General features: G+C 49.3%; 13 protein-coding genes and 11 pseudogenes. 18 read left to right on the forward strand and 6 right to left on the reverse strand.

Translation table 11 applies throughout. The annotated features are described in order from the left end of the window. The first annotated feature begins 2 nt into the window (after positions 1 to 2). Positions 3 to 278, forward strand: coding sequence for a hypothetical protein (locus JZM30_RS22470; protein WP_252321385.1), 276 nt, complete (start codon positions 3 to 5; stop codon positions 276 to 278). A 464-nt stretch (positions 279 to 742) separates the two neighbouring features. On the opposite strand, the gene JZM30_RS22475 is transcribed toward JZM30_RS22470, so the two are convergent. The 3 genes and pseudogenes from JZM30_RS22475 to JZM30_RS22485 form a co-directional block, all read right to left on the reverse strand. Beyond that, positions 743 to 1,567, reverse strand: coding sequence for a DNA/RNA non-specific endonuclease (locus JZM30_RS22475; protein ID WP_252321386.1), 825 nt, complete (start codon positions 1,565 to 1,567; stop codon positions 743 to 745). Positions 1,568 to 1,812: 245 nt separating this feature from the next. Next, positions 1,813 to 2,022 carry a hypothetical protein gene (locus JZM30_RS22480; protein WP_222157457.1) on the reverse strand — a complete coding sequence of 70 codons (210 nt, stop codon included), beginning with the start codon at positions 2,020 to 2,022 and terminating at the stop codon, positions 1,813 to 1,815. 131 nt (positions 2,023 to 2,153) lie between these two features. Beyond that, positions 2,154 to 2,516 (reverse strand): annotated as a pseudogene (locus JZM30_RS22485) (flavodoxin family protein); the annotation flags it as partial. 530 nt (positions 2,517 to 3,046) lie between these two features. Here JZM30_RS22485 and flhD point away from each other — a divergent pair. The 13 genes and pseudogenes from flhD to JZM30_RS24485 all read left to right on the forward strand — a co-directional run. Further along, positions 3,047 to 3,397: a flagellar transcriptional regulator FlhD gene (flhD, locus tag JZM30_RS22490; protein WP_252321387.1), complete on the forward strand. Its 351-nt coding sequence runs from the start codon at positions 3,047 to 3,049 to the stop codon at positions 3,395 to 3,397. Positions 3,398 to 3,399: 2 nt separating this feature from the next. Beyond that, positions 3,400 to 3,976: pseudogene (gene flhC, locus JZM30_RS22495) on the forward strand (flagellar transcriptional regulator FlhC). A 95-nt stretch (positions 3,977 to 4,071) separates the two neighbouring features. Further along, positions 4,072 to 4,956, forward strand: a complete 885-nt coding sequence (gene motA, locus JZM30_RS22500) for a flagellar motor stator protein MotA (protein WP_252321388.1) — start codon at positions 4,072 to 4,074, stop codon at positions 4,954 to 4,956. Continuing rightward, positions 4,956 to 6,197: pseudogene (gene motB, locus JZM30_RS22505) on the forward strand (flagellar motor protein MotB). Before motA ends, motB begins: the two are co-directional and overlap by 1 nt. A gap of 16 nt (positions 6,198 to 6,213) precedes the next feature. Continuing rightward, positions 6,214 to 8,166 (forward strand): chemotaxis protein CheA, encoded by a 1,953-nt coding sequence (gene cheA / locus JZM30_RS22510; RefSeq protein WP_252321418.1) that lies wholly within the window; start codon positions 6,214 to 6,216, stop codon positions 8,164 to 8,166. A 35-nt stretch (positions 8,167 to 8,201) separates the two neighbouring features. Then, positions 8,202 to 8,701 (forward strand): annotated as a pseudogene (gene cheW, locus JZM30_RS22515) (chemotaxis protein CheW). Between the two features lie 125 nt (positions 8,702 to 8,826). After that, a pseudogene (locus tag JZM30_RS22525) lies at positions 8,827 to 10,516 on the forward strand (methyl-accepting chemotaxis protein). Between the two features lie 112 nt (positions 10,517 to 10,628). Further along, positions 10,629 to 10,919: pseudogene (locus JZM30_RS22530) on the forward strand (Tar ligand binding domain-containing protein); the annotation flags it as partial. Between the two features lie 96 nt (positions 10,920 to 11,015). Continuing rightward, positions 11,016 to 11,663: a protein phosphatase CheZ gene (gene cheZ, locus JZM30_RS22535; protein WP_252321390.1), complete on the forward strand. Its 648-nt coding sequence runs from the start codon at positions 11,016 to 11,018 to the stop codon at positions 11,661 to 11,663. Between the two features lie 218 nt (positions 11,664 to 11,881). Continuing rightward, positions 11,882 to 13,038: pseudogene (gene flhB, locus JZM30_RS22540) on the forward strand (flagellar biosynthesis protein FlhB). Then, positions 13,031 to 15,101: pseudogene (gene flhA / locus JZM30_RS22545) on the forward strand (flagellar biosynthesis protein FlhA). Before flhB ends, flhA begins: the two co-directional pseudogenes overlap by 8 nt. 95 nt (positions 15,102 to 15,196) lie before the next feature. Then, positions 15,197 to 15,451 (forward strand): flagellar protein FlhE, encoded by a 255-nt coding sequence (locus JZM30_RS24480; protein WP_368858852.1) that lies wholly within the window; start codon positions 15,197 to 15,199, stop codon positions 15,449 to 15,451. Then, a pseudogene (locus JZM30_RS24485) lies at positions 15,391 to 15,519 on the forward strand (flagellar protein FlhE); the annotation flags it as partial. The gene JZM30_RS24480 and the pseudogene JZM30_RS24485, both read left to right, overlap by 61 nt. Before the next feature lie 14 nt (positions 15,520 to 15,533). Here JZM30_RS24485 and JZM30_RS24490 read toward each other — a convergent pair. The 3 genes and pseudogenes from JZM30_RS24490 to JZM30_RS22565 all read right to left on the reverse strand — a co-directional run bounded on the left by JZM30_RS24490 (position 15,534) and on the right by JZM30_RS22565 (position 16,761). Then, positions 15,534 to 15,968: pseudogene (locus tag JZM30_RS24490) on the reverse strand (flagella synthesis protein FlgN). A gap of 5 nt (positions 15,969 to 15,973) precedes the next feature. Next, positions 15,974 to 16,270: a flagellar biosynthesis anti-sigma factor FlgM gene (flgM, locus tag JZM30_RS22560; RefSeq protein WP_252321393.1), complete on the reverse strand. Its 297-nt coding sequence runs from the start codon at positions 16,268 to 16,270 to the stop codon at positions 15,974 to 15,976. Between the two features lie 146 nt (positions 16,271 to 16,416). Then, the gene (locus JZM30_RS22565) at positions 16,417 to 16,761 is read right to left on the reverse strand and encodes a flagella basal body P-ring formation protein FlgA (protein WP_438801539.1); all 345 of its coding nucleotides are present in this window, start codon (positions 16,759 to 16,761) and stop codon (positions 16,417 to 16,419) included. Between the two features lie 158 nt (positions 16,762 to 16,919). On the opposite strand from JZM30_RS22565, the gene flgB reads away from it, so the two are divergent. From flgB to flgE, 4 genes and pseudogenes are all read left to right on the forward strand, one after another. Then, a complete protein-coding gene (gene flgB / locus JZM30_RS22570) occupies positions 16,920 to 17,339 on the forward strand; it encodes a flagellar basal body rod protein FlgB (protein ID WP_252321394.1) in 420 nt (139 codons plus the stop codon). A gap of 28 nt (positions 17,340 to 17,367) precedes the next feature. Then, positions 17,368 to 17,772: a flagellar basal body rod protein FlgC gene (gene flgC, locus JZM30_RS22575; protein ID WP_252321395.1), complete on the forward strand. Its 405-nt coding sequence runs from the start codon at positions 17,368 to 17,370 to the stop codon at positions 17,770 to 17,772. Between the two features lie 17 nt (positions 17,773 to 17,789). Further along, positions 17,790 to 18,467, forward strand: coding sequence for a flagellar hook assembly protein FlgD (locus JZM30_RS22580; protein ID WP_252321396.1), 678 nt, complete (start codon positions 17,790 to 17,792; stop codon positions 18,465 to 18,467). 86 nt (positions 18,468 to 18,553) lie between these two features. Next, positions 18,554 to 19,795, forward strand: a pseudogene (gene flgE, locus JZM30_RS22585) (flagellar hook protein FlgE). The last annotated feature ends 14 nt before the right edge of the window (positions 19,796 to 19,809 follow it).

Genomic DNA, 19,809 nt, shown 5'->3' on the forward strand with positions numbered 1-19,809 from the left:
CATTGATCAAGCCATGGGCACTCCTGCGCTTTAAACAGGTTCGTTATACCGAAGTAAGCGCGCTCGGTAAGGTCAAAGCACAGTTGGATGCACAACCGGATGGTTTTATACGCAAGCTAGAAGATTGCGGTATCTGGACGGTGCAACGTTTAATGCTGGCCCATCATCTACAGTTGAAGTTCACCATGTCCATCAGTACTGGTTCCTCATTGCTCAACACGTTTCAGACGGATCTGCGTTTCCCGCTAGTGACGGGTCAACGATATCAAGCGCAGTAGGATGATATTGATTCCGATAAGAAAATCATTGTTTCAGCGTTACGCAGTGACTTAGTGGGATAGGGGAACGCACAGCGTATTGCACCTGAGTTTAGTGGGAAATATTTATTAGTTGAGTGTCATGCAACGAATGAAGGGCAACTGGGTAGCAGTAACAAACTAGCCTAGCTGCAAGATCTCAACGTCTTCGTTCCACTCACTCAGCAAGTGGGTGATAAACCTGAAAGTCTGGTTAAACTGGAAAATGTGAGAGTGATACGCTAATAAGCAAGCAGGCTCACCGCTTTAGCGGGTGAGCCCTTTATGATCAACTTCCTGTTGATTAACACACGGCAATGTTAGTCATGTACCCTCGGCGGCGAGAATAATTTCGAACCTACGCTTATCGCTCAGCGCAGGTCTAATCCTCGTTTCTGGCTGGTGCTAACGCCCGCACAGATGATGGGTGATATGCCATCCGATGACTATAAACATCCCATTGCTTTCGCTAACGCCCCTTTGCGGGATTTGAGTTTAGCGGCCACGTCCTCCGGTAAAGAAGGCCAGATATTCAGATGCGGTTTGGTTTTTGCCTCTATCTCGTTAATAGTGACCTGATAGTGACAGATATTGGCCGCTCGGGGCGCGTATCCTGATCCATGATAAACGCGGCAAACTCGCCTGTTTCCAGACGATTGACCGCTCGGGATCTCGACGTCAGGGGCTGCTGGCAGCGTTGCTATCTTGCGCGTAAATAAAGGGCCAGTAACCACGTAAACAGGGGGCGAATCAGGGCGACTTGCCAGCAAGCGTTCTTTCAATTCTAAACGGGCCCAAGGGCCTTGGTTTAATGCTGACCTCTGTGGCGTGATATTCGACAAATAGTTGAGTGACTGCCAATCGGATGAGCCAGCAAGCCCAGCGAGCGGTGCCTGATGTTCGCGATCGATAGACAGTGCAGCATTTGCACCGGTGTAGGCGGCTGGGGCTAGCGTGTCTGATTCTGGTAGCACGGGGTCGCGCTTCCAGTTTCGGGTGCCACCACTGGCAATACGGTCAAGGGTGACTTTATAGGCTACCCAATTAGCGAACCGGGTATTGCGATTATTGTTTAATGTGTAGGCTTCGAGTATCACTGTTTGTTGGCTTCCCCCCACAGGGCATCCCACCGCACAGTTATCAATCTCTGGTTCATCTTCCGATACGCCCATCGGTGAAAATGTGTTTGATGCTACCGGCTCAGGCTGCTTTGTTGTGGTACAAGCCGCGAGAAAAATGACTGGGAGCAGTCGAAAAAAGGTATATTTCATGGCTTAATCCAAGTGCTGACAATATCGGGATAGGGGTATAAACGCGACCCAATAAACCTTCGCATAAAGACTAAGGTGACATGAGTTTTTTAAACGGCAGTTTAATATCAACCAATACAATAAAAAAATGATGATATTGAGAGGACTGTTCCAGACGGAAATAGTTTTTCGCGGCGACGCACTCATAATGTCGTCACCGAAGGGGGCACTTCGAAATTGAGGTACACGTTTAGTTCGCTAGTTGACTAATCGTTGGGAGGAATGCGAAACCCTTTCAACGAAATAACAAACATCCCTGCTTTCTTGCTGATCTTTGCACCTTGTGCACACCATGCATCAGCGATTCTGAAAAAATCGTCAGTAGTCACGGAATAATCAAGAAGCACTTTGCTGGTAGTGCCGGAAGCGAGCAACTTTTCAGCTTCACTCGTACTTTTGGCATGAATGGTTATCATTTTTTCATCTCAGATGGCCGTGCCACCATTATGTGTATCAATGATGACACTATGATGACGAAGAGATGGGGTGTGTTAAATAAAAAAGCCAGCGTTTCGCTGGCTTGATAACCGAAGATTAACGGGGGAGATTATCCGCGCAGACGTGATGCTACAGCGGCAACACGTGCTCCATACTGCTTCGCGGTCTCCAAATCACCGGAAGGAATATCATTTGCCGGGCCATCGGAAGGGGATTGCACCAGAAGACCCACAGAGCCACCAAGGTTGTTAACATCGTCGCGTGTCGCTGTTTTGGCGTTAGCGGGCAGTAAGACCAGGCTAACCCACAGGCCACCATGTTGAGAAGCCAGGGTTTGCATCCAAATCAGACTAACCTGCTTGTCACCATTCAGGCTGGCGCTGTTGGTAAAGCCGCCAAAAACCTTATCCTGCCAGGCACGAGTAAACCAGGCTTTAGAAGAGGCATCCGCGAATTTTTTAAACTGCCACGGAGTACCCTCTTTGGAGATCGCTGACAGGTGCGTAATCTTGTTACATTTTTTATATATCTATCATTAAGATAAACCCATTTGAAAAAGGTATAACTGTACCTGCTTTAGTGAAGTGAAATGCTACTTGTGAAAAAAGATGGGCAATAAACGATCTGGTAAGAGTTCTTACCACACGACTTTTCGTGATAATACCTTTCAATTATGTGACTTGGATCACATAATTACTGAAATGATTCTCTGGTCGCGTTGTGTGTTTGAGGGATTAGGCGGGACAGTTGGGAGGATTTAGGAATAATCCTATGCTTCCTGATGCAGTGATTTAGGTTGTCATACGGGGTTAATGAATAAGCGAGTTGGGCAGCAAAAGAAGTTGATTGTAGCATGTGATTGTCATAATAAGAAAGTAAAGTAACAAAAGATAGTCTGGCACCGAATGCTTTCATGCCATCAATGGAGAGTGATTTTTAACCGGGCGATAGCCTCTATCCCCCCAACTTATGCTTTGAACATAGCCTGTCGAGATGGGAAATATGGGTACCTCTGAATTACTCAAGCACATTTATGACATAAATCTGTCTTATCTGTTACTGGCACAACGTTTAATCAACGACGAAAAAGCTTCTGCAATGTTCCGTTTAGGTATTGATGAAACCATGGCAGATACTCTGATGCAGCTTACACTGCCTCAGATGGTTAAACTGGCGGAAACCAATCAACTGATTTGTCATTTTCGCTTTGACGATCACAACACGATCAAGTTATTAACACAAGAATCCCGCGTGGATGATTTACAACAAATCCATACTGGAATTTTGCTGTCGAGTCACTTATTAAACCAGTTATCTTCGAAAGACGATAATTTGCCTAAGAAAATGGCATAATAATGACGGAAAAGAGTATTGTTCAGGAAGCAAAAGACATCCAGTTAGCGATGGAATTGATCTCTCTGGGTGCTCGATTGCAGATGTTGGAAAGTGAAACACAATTAAGTCGTGGGCGTTTAATTAAACTTTATAAAGAGCTTCGGGGGAGCCCACCTCCAAAAGGAATGTTACCCTTTTCCACGAACTGGTTCATGACCTGGGAACAGAATATTCATTCTTCCATGTTTTATAATGCGTACTTTTTTGTTAAAGACCAGTCGTTGTAATGGCGTTGAAGCCGTTATCAAAGCCTACCGTCTTTATATTGAAAAGTGCGCACCCAACAATGATACGCCGTTACTTGCCTTGACCCGCTACTGGACATTGGTGCGTTTCGTGGATAGCGGTATGTTACAGTTGTCGTCGTGCAATTGTTGCAACGGGATGTTTATTACGCATGCTCATCTGCCGAAAAACAGTTTTGTTTGCAGCTTGTGTCAGCCACCCTCCAGAGCGGTAAAAAGACGTAAACTTTCACCGAATCTTGCCGATATACTACCGCAACTACTGGATGAACCGGTAAAGCATGCTGTCTGAGCATGGTGGCGGTTGTGAGTCTGTCTCAGCCCGTGTTCCTGCTCGACGAATGTTTTACCTCAGCTTCCACCAGCGATTTGTTATAAGGAATTCTTGTGCTTGTTATATTGGGTTATCTCGTAATAATAGGTTCGATACTGGGTGGTTACCTCATGGTTGGCGGGTCGCTGGGCGCGCTGTATCAGCCTTCGGAACTGCTGATTATCGGTGGTTCGGCGCTGGGCGCGTTTATCGTCGGTAACAACGCCAAAGCCATTAAAGGTACGGTTCGCGCCTTCCCTCAATTGTTCAAAGGATCCAAATATAGCCGGGATCTCTATATGGATCTGATGGCGCTGTTGTTTCGTCTGATGGCGAAATCGCGTCATCAGGGGATGCTTTCTCTGGAAGGTGATATCGACAGTCTGCGTGAGAGCGAGATTTTCTCCAGCTACCCTCGTGTAATCGCCGACAGTCACGTCATTGAATTCATAACCGACTATATGCGCCTGATAATCAGCGGCAACATGAATGCGTTCGAAATCGAAACGCTAATGGACGAAGAAATCGAAACGCTAGAGCACGAGTTCGAAGTGCCGGCAATGAGTCTGAACCTGATGGGGGATGGACTTCCTGCGTTTGGTATCGTTGCGGCGGTTATGGGGGTAGTGCACTCCTTGGCCTACGTCGATCGCACTGCTGCTGAACTGGGGATGATGATTGCGCATGCCATGGTGGGGACGTTCCTGGGGATCTTGCTGGCATACGGCTTTGTTTCGCCACTGGCATCACTGCTGCGTCAAAAGAATTCGGAAAAGGTAAAAGTTCTGCAATGCATCAAGGTGACGCTGCTCTCCAGCTTGAACGGTTATGCGCCGCAGATTGCCGTTGAGTTTGGGCGTAAAACGCTGTACTCCACAGTCCGTCCGACCTTCACTGAGATGGAAGAACATATTCGTCGTGTGAAAGCACCGGCTCAGCAGGCTGCGGAAAGTGACTAATGAAACATCAGCATCCGATAATACGCAAGAAAAGGAAGTCTAGCCACGCGGCGCACCATGGCGGCTCATGGAAAATCGCTTATGCTGACTTTATGACCGCTATGATGGCGCTATTTTTGATGATGTGGCTTATCGCCATCGCCAGCCCATCACAATTGACGCAGATTGCCGAATATTTTCGGACTACGCTCAAAGTCGCGTTAACGTCGGGCTCTCGCGTCAGTGAAGACAGCAGCCCGATTCCCGGCGGGGGCAATGATTACACCCAGCAGGAAGGTGTCGTCAAGCGTGAACCTGAGATGCCTCCTGAAGCCAATCAGCGCGACAGACTCGATGACATTCGCTTGAACAAATTGCGCGAGCAACTGGAACAGCTGATCGAATCTGACCCGCGCCTCAGAGCGTTACGTCCGCATTTGCTGATTGAAATGGTCGATGAAGGGTTACGCATCAAGATCATTGATAGCCAAAACCGCCCCATGTTCAAAACCGGCAGTGCGCAGGTTGAGCCCTATATGAGCCATATCCTGCGTGCGATAGCCCCCATTCTTAATGATATCCCCAATAAGATCAGCTTTTAAGGGCATACTGATGACGTACAGTACGCCCAGGGGCAGCGTGGCTACAGTAACTGGGAGCTGTCTGCGGATCGTGCAAATGCCTCCCGGCGTGAGCTGATTGCGGGCGGTCTGTCTGATGGCAAGGTTCTGCGCGTGGTGGGCATGGCGGATACCATGAGTCTAAAACAGGCCGCGAACAAAAACGACGCCATCAACCGCCGGATCAGCTTGATGGTGCTTAACCGTGATGCGCAGCGAGCCATTGAGCAAGAAAACAGCGAAAGCCGCGCGATTGATATCGACAAAGCGGAAACTTTGCAAAATTTGCCTGCCGAGAACACTAAACCCGACGAGCCGGCTGCCGACAATGGCAATAACGGTGCAAGTAATGCGCCGGTCTCGGGGGGCGCCACGGGCGTGGGGCCAACGAACAGTGCGCCTTCCGGTAGTAGCAACACCAGTTCGAGCAGTACCACAACCAATAACAACAGCACCACCAATAACAGCAATGTAAGCAGTATCAGTAATACCAATACAAATAATAGCGGTGGTGCAGCATCGCCGCAGACAGGGAATGGAGTACCTGCTTCATGGCTCCAGCAACCAACCACCGCGTTGCCAGCCGCTCCGGACAGCCAGGCAACACCTTCATCAATAAGCCACGATTCGCAGCAGAGGTGATCACGTGAGCATGGACATGAGTGCTTTTTATCAAACTTTTTTTGATGAAGCAGATGAATTACTGGCGGATATGGAACAACATTTGTTGTTATTAGATCCACAAGCCCCTGATACTGAGCAAATGAATGCTATCTTCCGTGCCGCCCATTCCATTAAAGGCGGCGCGGGAACGTTCGGTTTTACCGTATTGCAGGAAACCACCCATTTGATGGAAAACCTGCTTGATGGTGCGCGACGCGGAGAGATGCGTTTGAGTACCGATATCATCAACCTGTTTTTGGAAACAAAAGATATTATGCAGGATCAGTTGGACGCTTATAAAACCGCACAGGAACCCAATGCTGAGAGCTTTGAGTATATCTGTCAGGCACTGCGCCAACTGGCGCTCGATGCCAAAGGAGAAGGCAGCGCGCCGGCCGCGGCCGCACCAACGCTCGCACAGGCTGGAAACGATGAATTGCGCATTTCGCTCACTGGACTTAAAACGCAAGAAATTCCGCAAATGCTTGAAGAGCTGGGCAACCTCGGAACGGTGAAAGATCCCCAGCAGACGGACAGCAGTCTGGATGTCACGTTGGTGACGTCTGAAAGTGAAGATGATATCAGCGCCGTGCTCTGCTTTGTGTTAGAACCTGAACAGATCCATTTTGGCGCACCTTCAGCCTCCACGCCAAGCGCAGCTCCTGCCGCCGAACCTGCGCCTGAACTGGCCGTGGCGCCAATCGCGCCAGAGCCTGTGGTTGAAGCCAAAGTCGAAGCCCCTTCCGCACCTGTTGCTGCGGCCAAGGCGCAACAGCCGGCACACGATGCCAACAAAAACCGGCCTAAAACCGGTGATACTAGTATCCGTGTGGCGGTAGAAAAAGTTGATCAGTTAATCGACCTGGTCGGCGAACTGGTGATAACGCAATCCATGCTGGCACAGCGCTCTACGGCGCTTGATCCGGTGGCGCATGCCGACCTGCTGAATAGCATGGGGCAGTTGGAGCGAAACGCGCGCGATTTGCAAGAATCCGTGATGTCTATTCGTATGATGCCAATGGAATACGTATTCAGCCGCTTCCCACGCTTGGTGCGCGATTTGGCCGCCAAACTGGACAAGCAGGTAGAATTGACCCACTTACTTACTCACTTGGTACGTAACAGCCTCGATCACGGTATTGAATCGCCAGAGAAACGTATTGCTGCTGGGAAATCGCCGGTGGGTAATTTGACGCTGCTAGCTGAACATCAGGGCGGGAATATCTGCATCGAAGTGATTGATGACGGTGTGGGGCTGAACCGTGAGCGCATTTTAGCGAAAGCGATGTCGCAAGGCTTGGCAGTGAATGAAAACATGTCTGACGAAGACGTCGGTATGTTGATTTTTGCGCCTGGTTTCTCAACGGCCGAAAAAGTTACAGGCGTCTCTGGGCGTGGCGTGGGCATGGACGTGGTAAAACGTAACATCCAGGAGATGAGTGGACACGTTGAAATTCACTTCCAGGCCGGCAAGGGTACCACTATTCGTATCCTACTCCCGCTCACACTGGCAATACTGGATGGCATGTCCGTCAAGGTCAGCAAAGAAGTGTTCATTCTGCCGTTGGGTGCAGTAATGGAATCTTTACAACCGCGCGCCGAGGACATTTATCCGTTGGCGGGTGGCGAGCGTGTGCTGCAAGTACGCGGAGAATATTTGCCCCTGGTTGAGCTGTTCCACATTTTTGATGTTGAAGGTGCGAAGACTGATGCGACTCAGGGTATCGTCGTCATTCTACAGAGTGCAGGTCGCTGCTATGCCTTGCTGGTTGATCAATTGATTGGTCAACACCAGGTTGTAGTGAAGAATCTGGAAAGCAACTATCGCAAAGTGCCGGGTGTTTCCGCTGCGACCATTTTAGGTGACGGTAGCGTGGCATTGATTGTCGACGTTTCGGCGTTGCAGGCATTGAACCGTGAAAAGCGCGTTGTTGAGACCGCGGCGTAATAACACATAGAACGTGAATAATTAAGGTGAAAAACATGACTGGACTTGCCAACGTCACAAAAATAGCCGGTGAAACCGTGGGACAGGAGTTCCTGATTTTCACACTGGGCGACGAGGAGTACGGCGTCGATATTATTAAGGTGCAAGAGATCCGGGGTTACGATCAGGTTACACGCATTGCAAACACACCTTCCTTTATCAAAGGGGGGTGACTAACCTGCGTGGCGTTATCGTACCAATCGTCGATCTGCGCATTAAGTTTGCCCAGCAGGAAGTGGATTATGACGACAACACCGTAGTGATTGTCCTCAATCTGGGACAGCGCGTGGTGGGGATCGTCGTTGACGGCGTGTCTGACGTACTGTCACTGACGGCGGATCAGATTCGCCCTGCACCGGAATTTGCAGTAACACTGTCCACAGAATATTTGACAGGTCTTGGCTCACTGGGTGAGAGAATGCTCATCCTGGTCGATATCAAGAAATTGCTGAGCAGTGAAGAAATGGCATTAGTTGATATCGTTGCAAAAGCATAATCTTTTTTCAGAGCCATCGCTGGATGGCTCTGACCTTTTTTGCTCTTTTCTCTATTTAGGTTATCTGGAACTTATTCATCTCTGATGCTGGTTTTCCGGCTATTCGTTTACTTAAAAGGTGTCATATGTTGAATCGTATAAAAATTGCCACAGCGCTACTTTGTGTTATGCTACTATTTGGTGTGCTGCAAATTGTTTCCGGCGGGCTATTTTTTAATGCGTTAAAAAATGATAAAGAGGTATTTGGCAATACGCTTATCATTAATAATCAAAAATCTGCGCTTGATGCGAGTTGGTCATATTTATTGCAAACGCAAAATACCCTTAATCGGGCAGGAAGTCGATTTGCGCTTGCTGCCACGGGGGGCGGGCACCGGGTCATCGGTAAAAGCGTTGCTGGAGGATGCGCAGCGGAAATTAGTCAGTGCAAACAAATACTTCGCAGACTATGAACGCGTAGAACGCTCGGCTCAGCAGAGCAATGCCATCGCGCAATATGTCAAACAGAATTATACGACATTAAATGTTGAATTGACTGAATTAATTCAACTGCTTTCCACAGGGGATATAAAAAAGTTTATCGACCAGCCAACACGAAGCTATCAGGATAAATTTGAAAAAGCGTACAATGCTTATAAAGTAGAAAGTGAAAAATTATATAATACGGAAATTTCACGCAACGAAAGCGCTTATCAATCGGCTCTCTGGATTTTGGGGGCAGTGATTTCAGTTGTTGTCGCTTTAATCTTGTCTGCCTGGTTTGCTATCCAACGTATATTAATTCATCAGCTGAATAATATTGTGGAACATATGCAACACATTGCGCGCGGCGATCTGACTCAGAACATGAATTATCATAGCCGCAATGAAATGGGCATATTGGCAGACAGCATGCGCCACATGCAGTCCGAATTGATCAGCACAGTGAGCGCGGTGCGCCATGGTGCCGATGCGATCTACACCGGAGCATCAGAAATCAGCGCAGGGAATAACGATCTCTCATCGCGTACCGAGGAGCAAGCGTCGTCGCTGGAGCAAACGGCGGCCAGTATGGAACAACTGACGGCAACGGTACGACAGAATGCGGAAAATGCGCGTCAGGCGAGCCAACTGGCGTTAAGCGCATCAGAAACCACACAACGCGGTGGCAAGGTGGTCGATAATGTTGTGAAAACCATGCACAACATTGCCGGCAGCTCGCAGAAAATTGCCGATATTACCAGCGTTATTGATGGTATCGCGTTCCAGACTAATATTCTGGCGCTGAACGCGGCGGTTGAAGCTGCACGAGCGGGAGAGCAGGGCCGCGGTTTCGCCGTGGTGGCGGGAGAGGTGCGCAATTTGGCACAGCGTAGCGCCCAGGCAGCGAAAGAAATTAAAACTTTGATTGAAGATTCTGTAAATCGTGTCGATGAAGGATTTGTATTAGTAGAAAGTGCGGGCGAAACCATGGGAGAAATTCTCAGCTCGGTGACTCGCGTGACCGACATCATGGGTGAAATCGCTTCTGCCTCTGACGAACAGAGCAAAGGCATTGGGCAGGTTGGGCAGGCGGTTACAGAAATGAACCGCGTAACGCAGTAAAACTCTGAGCTGGTAGAGGAATCCGCCGCCGCTGCGGCCGCACTCGAACAACAAGTTATTGGATTGAACCAGGCCGTTGCGGTCTTCCAGTTACCAGCAACGGGTGGACGTTCGCGGATCGCATCGGCCACGGTTGACACGACGACGCGCCCGGTATTGCTGCCGACCGCCTCTGCGGACAGTAAGAAAAAAGCAGGGGCTGTGGCCTCAGATAACTGGGAAACGTTTTAACCGAACGGCCACGCGTATTTCAAGCACAGTGATTTATTAAGAAGCATTTTAAAACAAGAACGTATCGATCGTGTCGGCGTGACGCCGACCGATCACTAAGGTTGGAGGCAGTATGTTGACGCGGATTCGTGTTTCTACCGGTTTGTTTGTGTTGTTGTTTGTGTTTTGTGCCGTGCAGTTGGTATCCAGCAGCTTATCCTTTACGGCGTTCAAAACGGACTATCAGAATTTTACGCGCGTGGAGACCGTCAGCCAGCAGCGCGACAGTTTAAGTCAGAGTTGGGTGGCATTGCTGCAAACCCGTAATACGTTGAACCGTGCGGCAACCCGCGCGGCGCGTAACGTGCCGCAAGAGCAAGTCTCCGTGTTGATGAACAGTGCCCGTGCCTCTCTGGCGCAGGCGGGTGCTAGCGGCTATGTGGTTAAGCCGTTCACCGCTGCGATCCTGGAAGAAAAACTGAATAAGATTTTCGAAAAATTAGGCATGTAAGGGGATCGTATGACGTCACATCCTATGCCACCGGTGAATGATACTGCCTCTGCAACGGAGATCATTTCCCGTATTGGCCAATTGACGCGCATGCTGCGTGACAGCTTGCGTGAACTGGGTTTGGATCTGGCCATCGCAGAAGCCGCGGAAGCGATTCCCGATGCGCGCGATCGCCTCGACTATGTTGTGCAAATGACGGCACAGGCGGCAGAACGCGCATTAAGCAGCGTTGAGGCCGCACAACCCGTCCAAAACCGACTGGAAACGGAGGCCAAGGCGCTGAAAGCGCGTTGGGATGAATGGTTCGAAAATCCGATTGAACTGGTGCAAGCAAAAGAACTGGTCACGGATACGCGTAATTATTTGAATGACGTATCGCAGCACACCTCTTTCACCAATGCGCAACTGATGGAAATCATTATGGCGCAAGATTTCCAGGATCTTACCGGTCAGGTTATCAAACGCATGATGACGGTAATTCAGGAAATCGAAAAACAATTGCTGATGGTGTTGTTGGAATACATGCCAGAGCAATCGGCTGAGAAGAAACGGCCAAATGACAGCTTGCTCAACGGTCCTCAGATGGATAAAACCGCCGCAGGCGTGGTATCCAGTCAGGATCAGGTTGATGACTTGCTCGACAACCTGGGTTTCTAATGCAGTCAGAGGGAGTGCGGCAGTGCAGGGTCTCCCACTGATGCACGCTTCTTTTGCACCGTGATTGATCTGTGGATCAGTCACGGTGTTTCTATTGGTATTACCCTATCCCTGAATAAGCTATAGGTTTGTTTCGTTGTTCAAGCCATAAGGATTGCGGACATTTGTCATGCTAAGCGTTACTCCTTAACCTGACTGAATGCGATCGGAACACGGCTGTGGCTGAAGATAGCGATCTGGAAAAAACAGAGGCCCCCACACCCCACCGACAAGAAAAGGCGAGGGAAGAAGGCCAGATTCCGCGTTCGCGCGAATTAACGTCGCTGTTAATGTTGATTTCAGGGCTGGCACTCTTATGGTTTGGCGGCAGCTCGATGGCGCGGAAACTTTCTGGCATGGTGGCGCAAGGGCTTCATTTTGACCCCGGGTTAGTCAGTGATGACAAGTTACTATTACGCCATTTGGGGTCATTGCTGATGCAGGGTGTTTCAGCGTTGGTTCCTTTAATGGTTGGCGCTGTACTGGTGGCGATTGCTGCCCCGATGTTACTGGGGGGAGTGCTGTTTAGTCCCAGTTCCATTAAATTCGATCTGGCCAAGCTGAACCCGATCAGTGGCTTAAAGCGCATATTTTCTTCGCAAGTGTTGGCAGAGCTGTTTAAAGCCATCCTCAAGTCCATATTGGTAGGATTAATTGCTGGCTGGTTCTTGTTACATAACTGGCCCAAGATGCCCCATCTGGTCTCTGAACCGCCTATTGCCGCGTTAGGAGATGCGCTGGAACTGGTAGCAATATGCGCATTTTTTGTCATCGTGGGGCTTATTCCCATGGTGGCTTTTGACGTTTTCTGGCAGCTTTGGAGCCATTTAAAAAAATTGCGGATGAGTAAACAGGATATCCGCGATGAACATAAGCAAAGTGAAGGCGATCCGCATGTGAAAGGTCGGATACGTCAACAGCAGCGTGCGCTGGCCCAGCGACGGATGATGGCCGATGTGCCAAAGGCAGATGTGATCGTTACCAACCCGACACACTATTCTGTAGCCCTGCAATATGATGATAAAAAATGAGTGCGCCTCGTGTCTTGGCAAAGGGGGCAGGAGAAATTGCCCTGCGTATTCGAGAGCTTGGTGCCGAACATCGCATTCCCGTTTTGGAGGCACCGCCGTTGGCGCGTGCTCTGTTTCGCCATGCAGAAATTGGCGAACACATTCCAGCAACACTGTATGCTGCCGTGGCAGAAGTATTGGCATGGGTTTACCAACTAAGACGTTGGCGGCGTGAGGGGGGACTCATCCCGCGTAAACCCAAAGATCTTCCTGTCCAGAAAGCGCTTGATTTTGTATCACCTGAAGAGATGAATACCGATGCCTGATTTGGCCTCTTTACTGCGACTACCTACAGCGTTTAAAAACACCCAGTGGCAAATTTTGGCGGGCCCAGTCCTCATCCTTCTGATCCTTTCCATGATGGTGTTGCCGCTGCCGCCCTTCATTTTGGATCTGCTCTTTACCTTCAACATTGCACTCTCCATCATGGTGTTATTGGTCGCAATGTTCACTCAACGCACGTTGGCTTTCGCTGCCTTCCCAACAATTTTGTTGTTCTCTACATTGTTGCGTTTGTCGCTGAACGTTGCATCGACGCGTATTATTTTGCTGGAAGGTCACACAGGTACAGCGGCAGCGGGACGTGTGGTAGAGGCGTTCGGTCACTTTTTGGTGGGCGGCAATTTTGCTATCGGTATCGTGGTATTCATTATTTTGGTGTTAATCAACTTTATGGTGATCACCAAAGGTGCCGGACGTATTGCTGAAGTAGGGGCCCATTTTGTCCTGGATGGGATGCCCGGTAAACAGATGGCAATTGATGCAGATTTAAACGCCGGTTTGATCGGTGAAGATGAAGCAAAAAAGCGCCGTGCGGAAGTTACCCAGGAAGCCGACTTTTACGGTTCAATGGACGGCGCCAGTAAATTTGTGCGTGGAGACGCTATCGCTGGTTTGATCATTATGGTGATCAACATTGTCGGTGGGCTGTTGGTTGGGGTTGTGCAGCACAATATGGCGATGGGCCAGGCAGCAGAAAGCTATACCTTGTTAACCATCGGTGATGGTTTGGTGGCGCAAATACCAGCGTTAGTTATCTCGACAGCGGCAGGTGTCATCGTTACCCACGTGAGTACAGATCAGGATGTTGGCCAGCAAATGGTCACGCAACTGTTCAATAATCCACGAGTGATGATTCTGAGCGCTGGGGCTGATCGGCTTAGTACCGGGGATGCCTAACTTTGTCTTCTTGTTCTTCACCGCAGCGCTACTTGGATTGGCCTGGTGGATGAAAAACCGTAAGGGCATTGTGCCTGTCGCTGGCGTTGAACAACAGTTACATGAGAAACTTAAGGTCATTGAAGCAACCTGGTCTGATGTGCAGTTGGAAGATCCGCTGGGAATGGAAGTGGGTTACCGGCTGATTCCCATGGTCGATCATCAGCAGGATGGTGAACTACCGGGGCGAATCCGCAGTATTCGCAAAAAATTCGCGCAATAGATGGGCTTCCTGCCGCCAGTGGTGCACATTCGTGACAATATGGAATTACCCCCTGCAAGTTACCGTATCCTGATGAAAGGGGTTGAAGTGGGACACGGCGAAGCTTATCCCGGTCGCTGGATGGCCATTAACCCTGGAAATGCATTTGGCGAATTGCCGGGTGACAAGACACAAGATCCGGCATTCGGTTTACCTGCCGTGTGGATTGAAGTGGTGTTGAAGGAGCAGGCGCAAACGCAAGGTTATACGGTAGTGGAAGCGAGCACCGTGGTTGTTACACATCTTAACCATCTTATTGGGCTCTATGCGAGTGAGCTGTTTGGCCGCCAGGAAGCGCAGCGACTGATGGACCGTGTCACGCAGGAAATGCCGAAGCTGACTGAGGATTTGATCCCGGGTGTTGTCACGCTGACCACCTTGCACAAGGTGTTGCAAAATCTGCTTAAAGAGAAAGTTTCTATCCGCGATATGCGTACTATTGTTGAAACACTTGCTGAGCACGCGCCTGTACAACCCGACCCTTATGAGCTGACGACAGTGGTGCGCGTTGCTTTGGGCCGGGCCATTACCCAGCAATGGTTCCCTGGTGATGGTGAGTTGCAAGTGATTGGTTTGGATAGTTCCCTTGAGCGAATTTTATTGCAAGCGCTGCAAGGTGGTGGAGGATTGGAACCGGGCCTTGCCGATAGACTTTTGGCACAAGCCAGGCAGGCGCTAAGTCGGCAGGAAATGCTGGGGGCTCCCCCGGTTCTGTTGGTAAACCATGCATTACGAGGTTTGCTTGCGCGCTTTTTACATCGTAGTTTGCCGCAGATGGCGGTGCTATCCAACCTTGAAATCAGTGACAGTCGGCAGATAAGAATGACGGCAATGATTGGAGAAGCATAATGAGTGTGAGACGGCTCTCAGTATTGTTATTAGCACTTGTACCTCTTGCTGTCTTTGCAGGACAAGGGGGATGGAACGCCAGCACATCAGGGGTGATGTTGACGTATCGTGGTCAACTGTTCAACTCTGCACCTTTGGCTCCTACACCGTTGCAAGGCGTCAAACCGGATAATTCGATCACTGTGGTATATTGGCGCCATGCCATCGATGGGGTATATGACCCTGGCTTACGCGTTAAACTGTGTACAGTAAAACGCTGCGCTGAAATTGAGGGGGGGGGTGGAGTGGGCAGACACTGGCTTTTCGTGGTTTGCCAGCCACCAGCGAGTTTCGTTTTACCTATTTCCTAGAAGGTAAAGGACGTGTTTATTGCCCGATAGACATACGGCGAGTAGAAATCGCCGTTAATTATGAGTAACACACCTGGTGTTATTAATTGATTTTCCTGCCGCCGACCACCAATCCTGATGATTGTCCGTCAGGGCCATAAAGGCTCTGACCATGGCGAGGTTTCAGTATCGCAATGCCCTCATTAGTATAGGAAATGTGCTGATTTAGCAACATACCATTGTGCTTGTTCATATCATGCAAATGAGCCGTTAATGCTTGAATAGCCTGCCAACGTTCGAATAGCTCAGCATCTGATTCGTAGGGAGCATGAAGCTGCAAGCGATTTTAAATTTCCTGCCGATTCTTATCAAGGTATTGCACAGTTGCCAAGGTGGCACTTTTAGTATCAGTGACCTTCTGTAAAGCAACGCTGTTAATATGACCAGCACCGAGCAGGGTTTGCTCTTCTGATAAGATAGTGTTCAGCTGGTCCAGGGTATCAAGTACCGCATCAAGCGTTGTTCGCAATTTTTCCATAATTATCAATTATTCGCCAAGAAGTCTTGAGTATCTTTGATCAGTGCATCTGCGATTTTACCCGCATCAATCTGTAAAGAACCATCACGAATGGCTTGCTTCAGCGTTTCCACACGATTCATATCGATATCCTGTGTGCCAGGCTGCATCAAACGAGCTTGCGCGTCGCTCAGCTTAACCTGGGTTCCTGCCACTTCGCTTTGGGTGGGCGTTTGTACACGTTTTTGCTTCGTCGCTTCACTGGCGTCGCGAGACTGTACTTGAGTGACAGGTTTCAGCGGCTGGGTGCGTTCAATGCTCATAATGTTATCCTCTAAAATGAGGTGTCAAAAGGTTAAATAATAACCTGATTCCACTCAGGTTTACATAAACGCCACACGAAAGGAAGGGGCGACGCAAAATTTACTCTGTAGGTATCATCGGCAACAATGACGAATACTTTAATTTATTATTGCGCAATTAATATAACACCGTCTTCACCCGCAATACCACTGACGATTTGCCCTGATGCCATACGCACGCGCACGGATTGACCAACAGCAGCGTTACCCATTGCTTTTCCTCCACTGTTAATACTAAACCCTACGCCTTGCGCCAGCACGGGAGCTTCGCACTGCGACCATTGCTCCGGCGGCGATTTAATCATAACGATGACGCTGCTGTGCTTGTCTGGAAAACGCGCATGAAAAAACTGATCGAGTTGAGCCTGTAAATCGGCTGCAACGGCAACGTGCACATTCCCTATCAGGCTGGTCAGTAGCGCAAAAATAGCGGAATAAAATGGTTTTTTCACTGACCTCACCTCTTGAAGATCACTGCCTTATCTAGTGTAAAGATCTCTGCGGTGCGTTAAGGCAATAAATAGCCTTGCATTTCACGCTTATTCTCGCGATGGCTGTATCAGCATAGGAATTATCCTACCAACTCCAAATTCTCATTTGCGGAGGGAGCATGCTCGACAAACTTGACGCCTCATTCCGGTTTCAACAGGAAGCGTTGAATCTGCGTGCCCAACGACAAGAAATCTTGGTGGCGAATATCGCCAATGCTGACACGCCGGGTTATCAGGCGCGCGATATCGATTTTGCCAGCCAGCTCAACAAAGTGATGGAGCAATGCCGAGTGAGCGGCACGGGGATTGCGTTGAAAACCACCTTCACTCGTCATATCCCGGCACAGAACTTTCAGCCGCCAGAACTTGATTTACTGTATCGCGTTCCCGATCAACCCGCCTTGGATGGCAACACAGTTGATATGGATCGTGAACGTACCAATTTTGCCGACAACAGCCTGAAATATCAAACCAGTCTTACCGTATTGGGTGGTCAGATCAAAGGCATGATGTCAGTACTGCAATCAGGTTCATCCTGAGAGTGATGGAAGAGGAGGCTAAGGCGTCATGTCACTGCTAAGCATATTTGATATTTCCGGTTCCGCACTCTCAGCGCAATCCCAGCGTTTGAATATCAGTGCAAGTAACCTGGCGAACGCAGACAGTGTGACTGGCCCAGATGGGCAACCCTATCGTGCCAAGCAGGTTGTTTTTGAAGTAAATGCGCCGGCAGGTCAGGCAACGGGAGGAGTGCGCGTCTCCAACGTTATCGAAGACCCTTCTCCTGCGCGTCTGGTTTATGAACCCGGTAATCCGTTAGCGGATGGGCAAGGTTATGTCCGTATGCCAAACGTGGATCCGGTCGCGGAGATGGTCAACACCATTTCTGCATCGCGCAGTTATCAGGTCAACGTCGAGGTGCTGAATACCACGAAGACGATGATGCTGAAAACATTAACTATCGGACAATAACTGGGAGATTCGTGTAAATGTCGGTAACGATTAATTATACCACTTCCGCCAGTAAGACGAGCAGTACCAGCAGCTCGTCAAACTCCGTAACGGCAAACATCAGTGCTGATCTACAGAATCAATTTTTGACGCTGCTGGTCGCTCAGTTAAAGAATAAGGATCCCACTAACCCGATGGACAACAACCAATTGGTCAGTCAGTTGGCGCAGTTGAACACCGTAAGCGGGATTGAGAAGCTCAACACTACACTCGGTTCTATTTCTGGGCAGATCAACAATAACCAGTCTATACAGGCAACGACTCTGATTGGTCATGGTGTGATGGTTCCCGGAAACGGGATTTTGGTGGGTAATAATACCAGCACACCGTTTGGCCTTGAGCTTGAAAGTGCGGCTAAAAACGTCACTGTTACCATCACTGACAGTATAGGTAAGGTGGCGCACACCCTTGAACTTGGTGCACTGACCGTCGGTGTGCATTCGTGGGATAGTTATGGCAAGTTAGCAGACGGTACTGCTGCTTCTGATGGGCCCTATACCTTTACTGTTGCGGCCAGCACGAATGAGGCTCAACAAACTGTACAGCCATTACGTTATGCCTTGGTTAATGGGGTTGTTCGCAATGACTCTGGTGCCCAACTGGATTTGGGGCTGCAAGGCAAAGCGACCTTGGATGATGTGCGGCAGATTTTGTAACTGAAAGACAGCATTGAACACAGAATTTGGCCTACCTCGAAACCCGGTTCTGAAGCATGAATTAACCGACTCATCCGGAGAGCACCATGAGTTTTGATCAAGCGGTTAGCGGCTTGAATGCCGCATCGGAACAGCTGGACGTAATTGGCAATAACATTGCCAACTCGTCAACTGTGGGGTTTAAAGCGGGTACCATTGCATTTGCAGATATGTTTGCTGGTGGCACTGGCTTAGGAACAAAGGTTTCGTCCACATTGCAGGATTTCGGGAATGGCTCACTAAATTCCAGTTCACGAGCTCTGGATGTTGCGATCAGTGGTAATGGCTTCTTCCGTGTGCAGGACAGCAGTGGTTCTGTGTATTTTAGCCGCAATGGTCAGTTCACACTGGATGGTGCTACCCGTAATATCGTTAATATACAAGGCATGCAATTGACCGGTTATCCGGTTGTTGGCATGCCGCCTGTTATTCAGCAAGGGGCTGATCCGGTACCGTTGACTATCCCTGAAACAGCGATGGCTGCCCAACAGACGACTGTCGCGTCAATTATTGCCAACCTTAATTCATCCGATGCTGTTCAGGTCTTTTATCCTGCTAGCCAGGAAACGGCGAACTATAAGGGATCGATTACCGTCTACGATACATTGGGCAATCCACATAACATCGGGCTGTATTTCGAAAAAACAGGCGATAACGCCTAGACTGTAAACGTGCAGGATGGCTCAGTAACAGGTACTGGTTTCACTAAAATTGCACTGAAGTTTACGGAAAGCGGCGCGTTGAAATCGCAGACACAGACGATTACAACTGGTACTCCGCCTGTTTCAACGGTTGTCACGGGAGCCAGCACCATCCCACTACCGGCACTGAATGGTTCTCTGGCATCGACCTTCACGCTTGATTTTGCTGGCAGCGTGCAACAGAACTTTGGTGCGAACAGCAACAAAACGCCTATGCAAAATGGTTATCCGCCCGGAGATTTGGTCGGTTATAGAGTTAGTTATGGTGGTGTCATCACCGGTAAATACTCCAACAACAGAACACAACCGTTGGGACAGATTGCGCTGGCCAGTTTCTCTAACCCGGAAGGTCTATCCATCCAGGGAGATAACGTTTGGTCCAGTACGGAAAAATCTGGTCAGCCAGTTATTGGGCAGACTGGCGTGGGGAGCCTTGGGTCGTTGCTTGGCAATATGACGGAAAGTTCCAACGTGGATATGAGTAAAGAGTTGGTGGATACGATCGTTGCTCAGCGTTTCTACCAGTCTAATGCGCAGACTATCAAAACGCAGGATTCCATTCTGCAAACATTGGTCAGCTTGCGTTAATCGTTTTAGCGTAG

The sequence above is a fragment of the Candidatus Symbiopectobacterium endolongispinus genome (assembly GCF_018777385.1).
GTDB lineage: Bacteria > Pseudomonadota > Gammaproteobacteria > Enterobacterales > Enterobacteriaceae > Symbiopectobacterium > Symbiopectobacterium endolongispinus.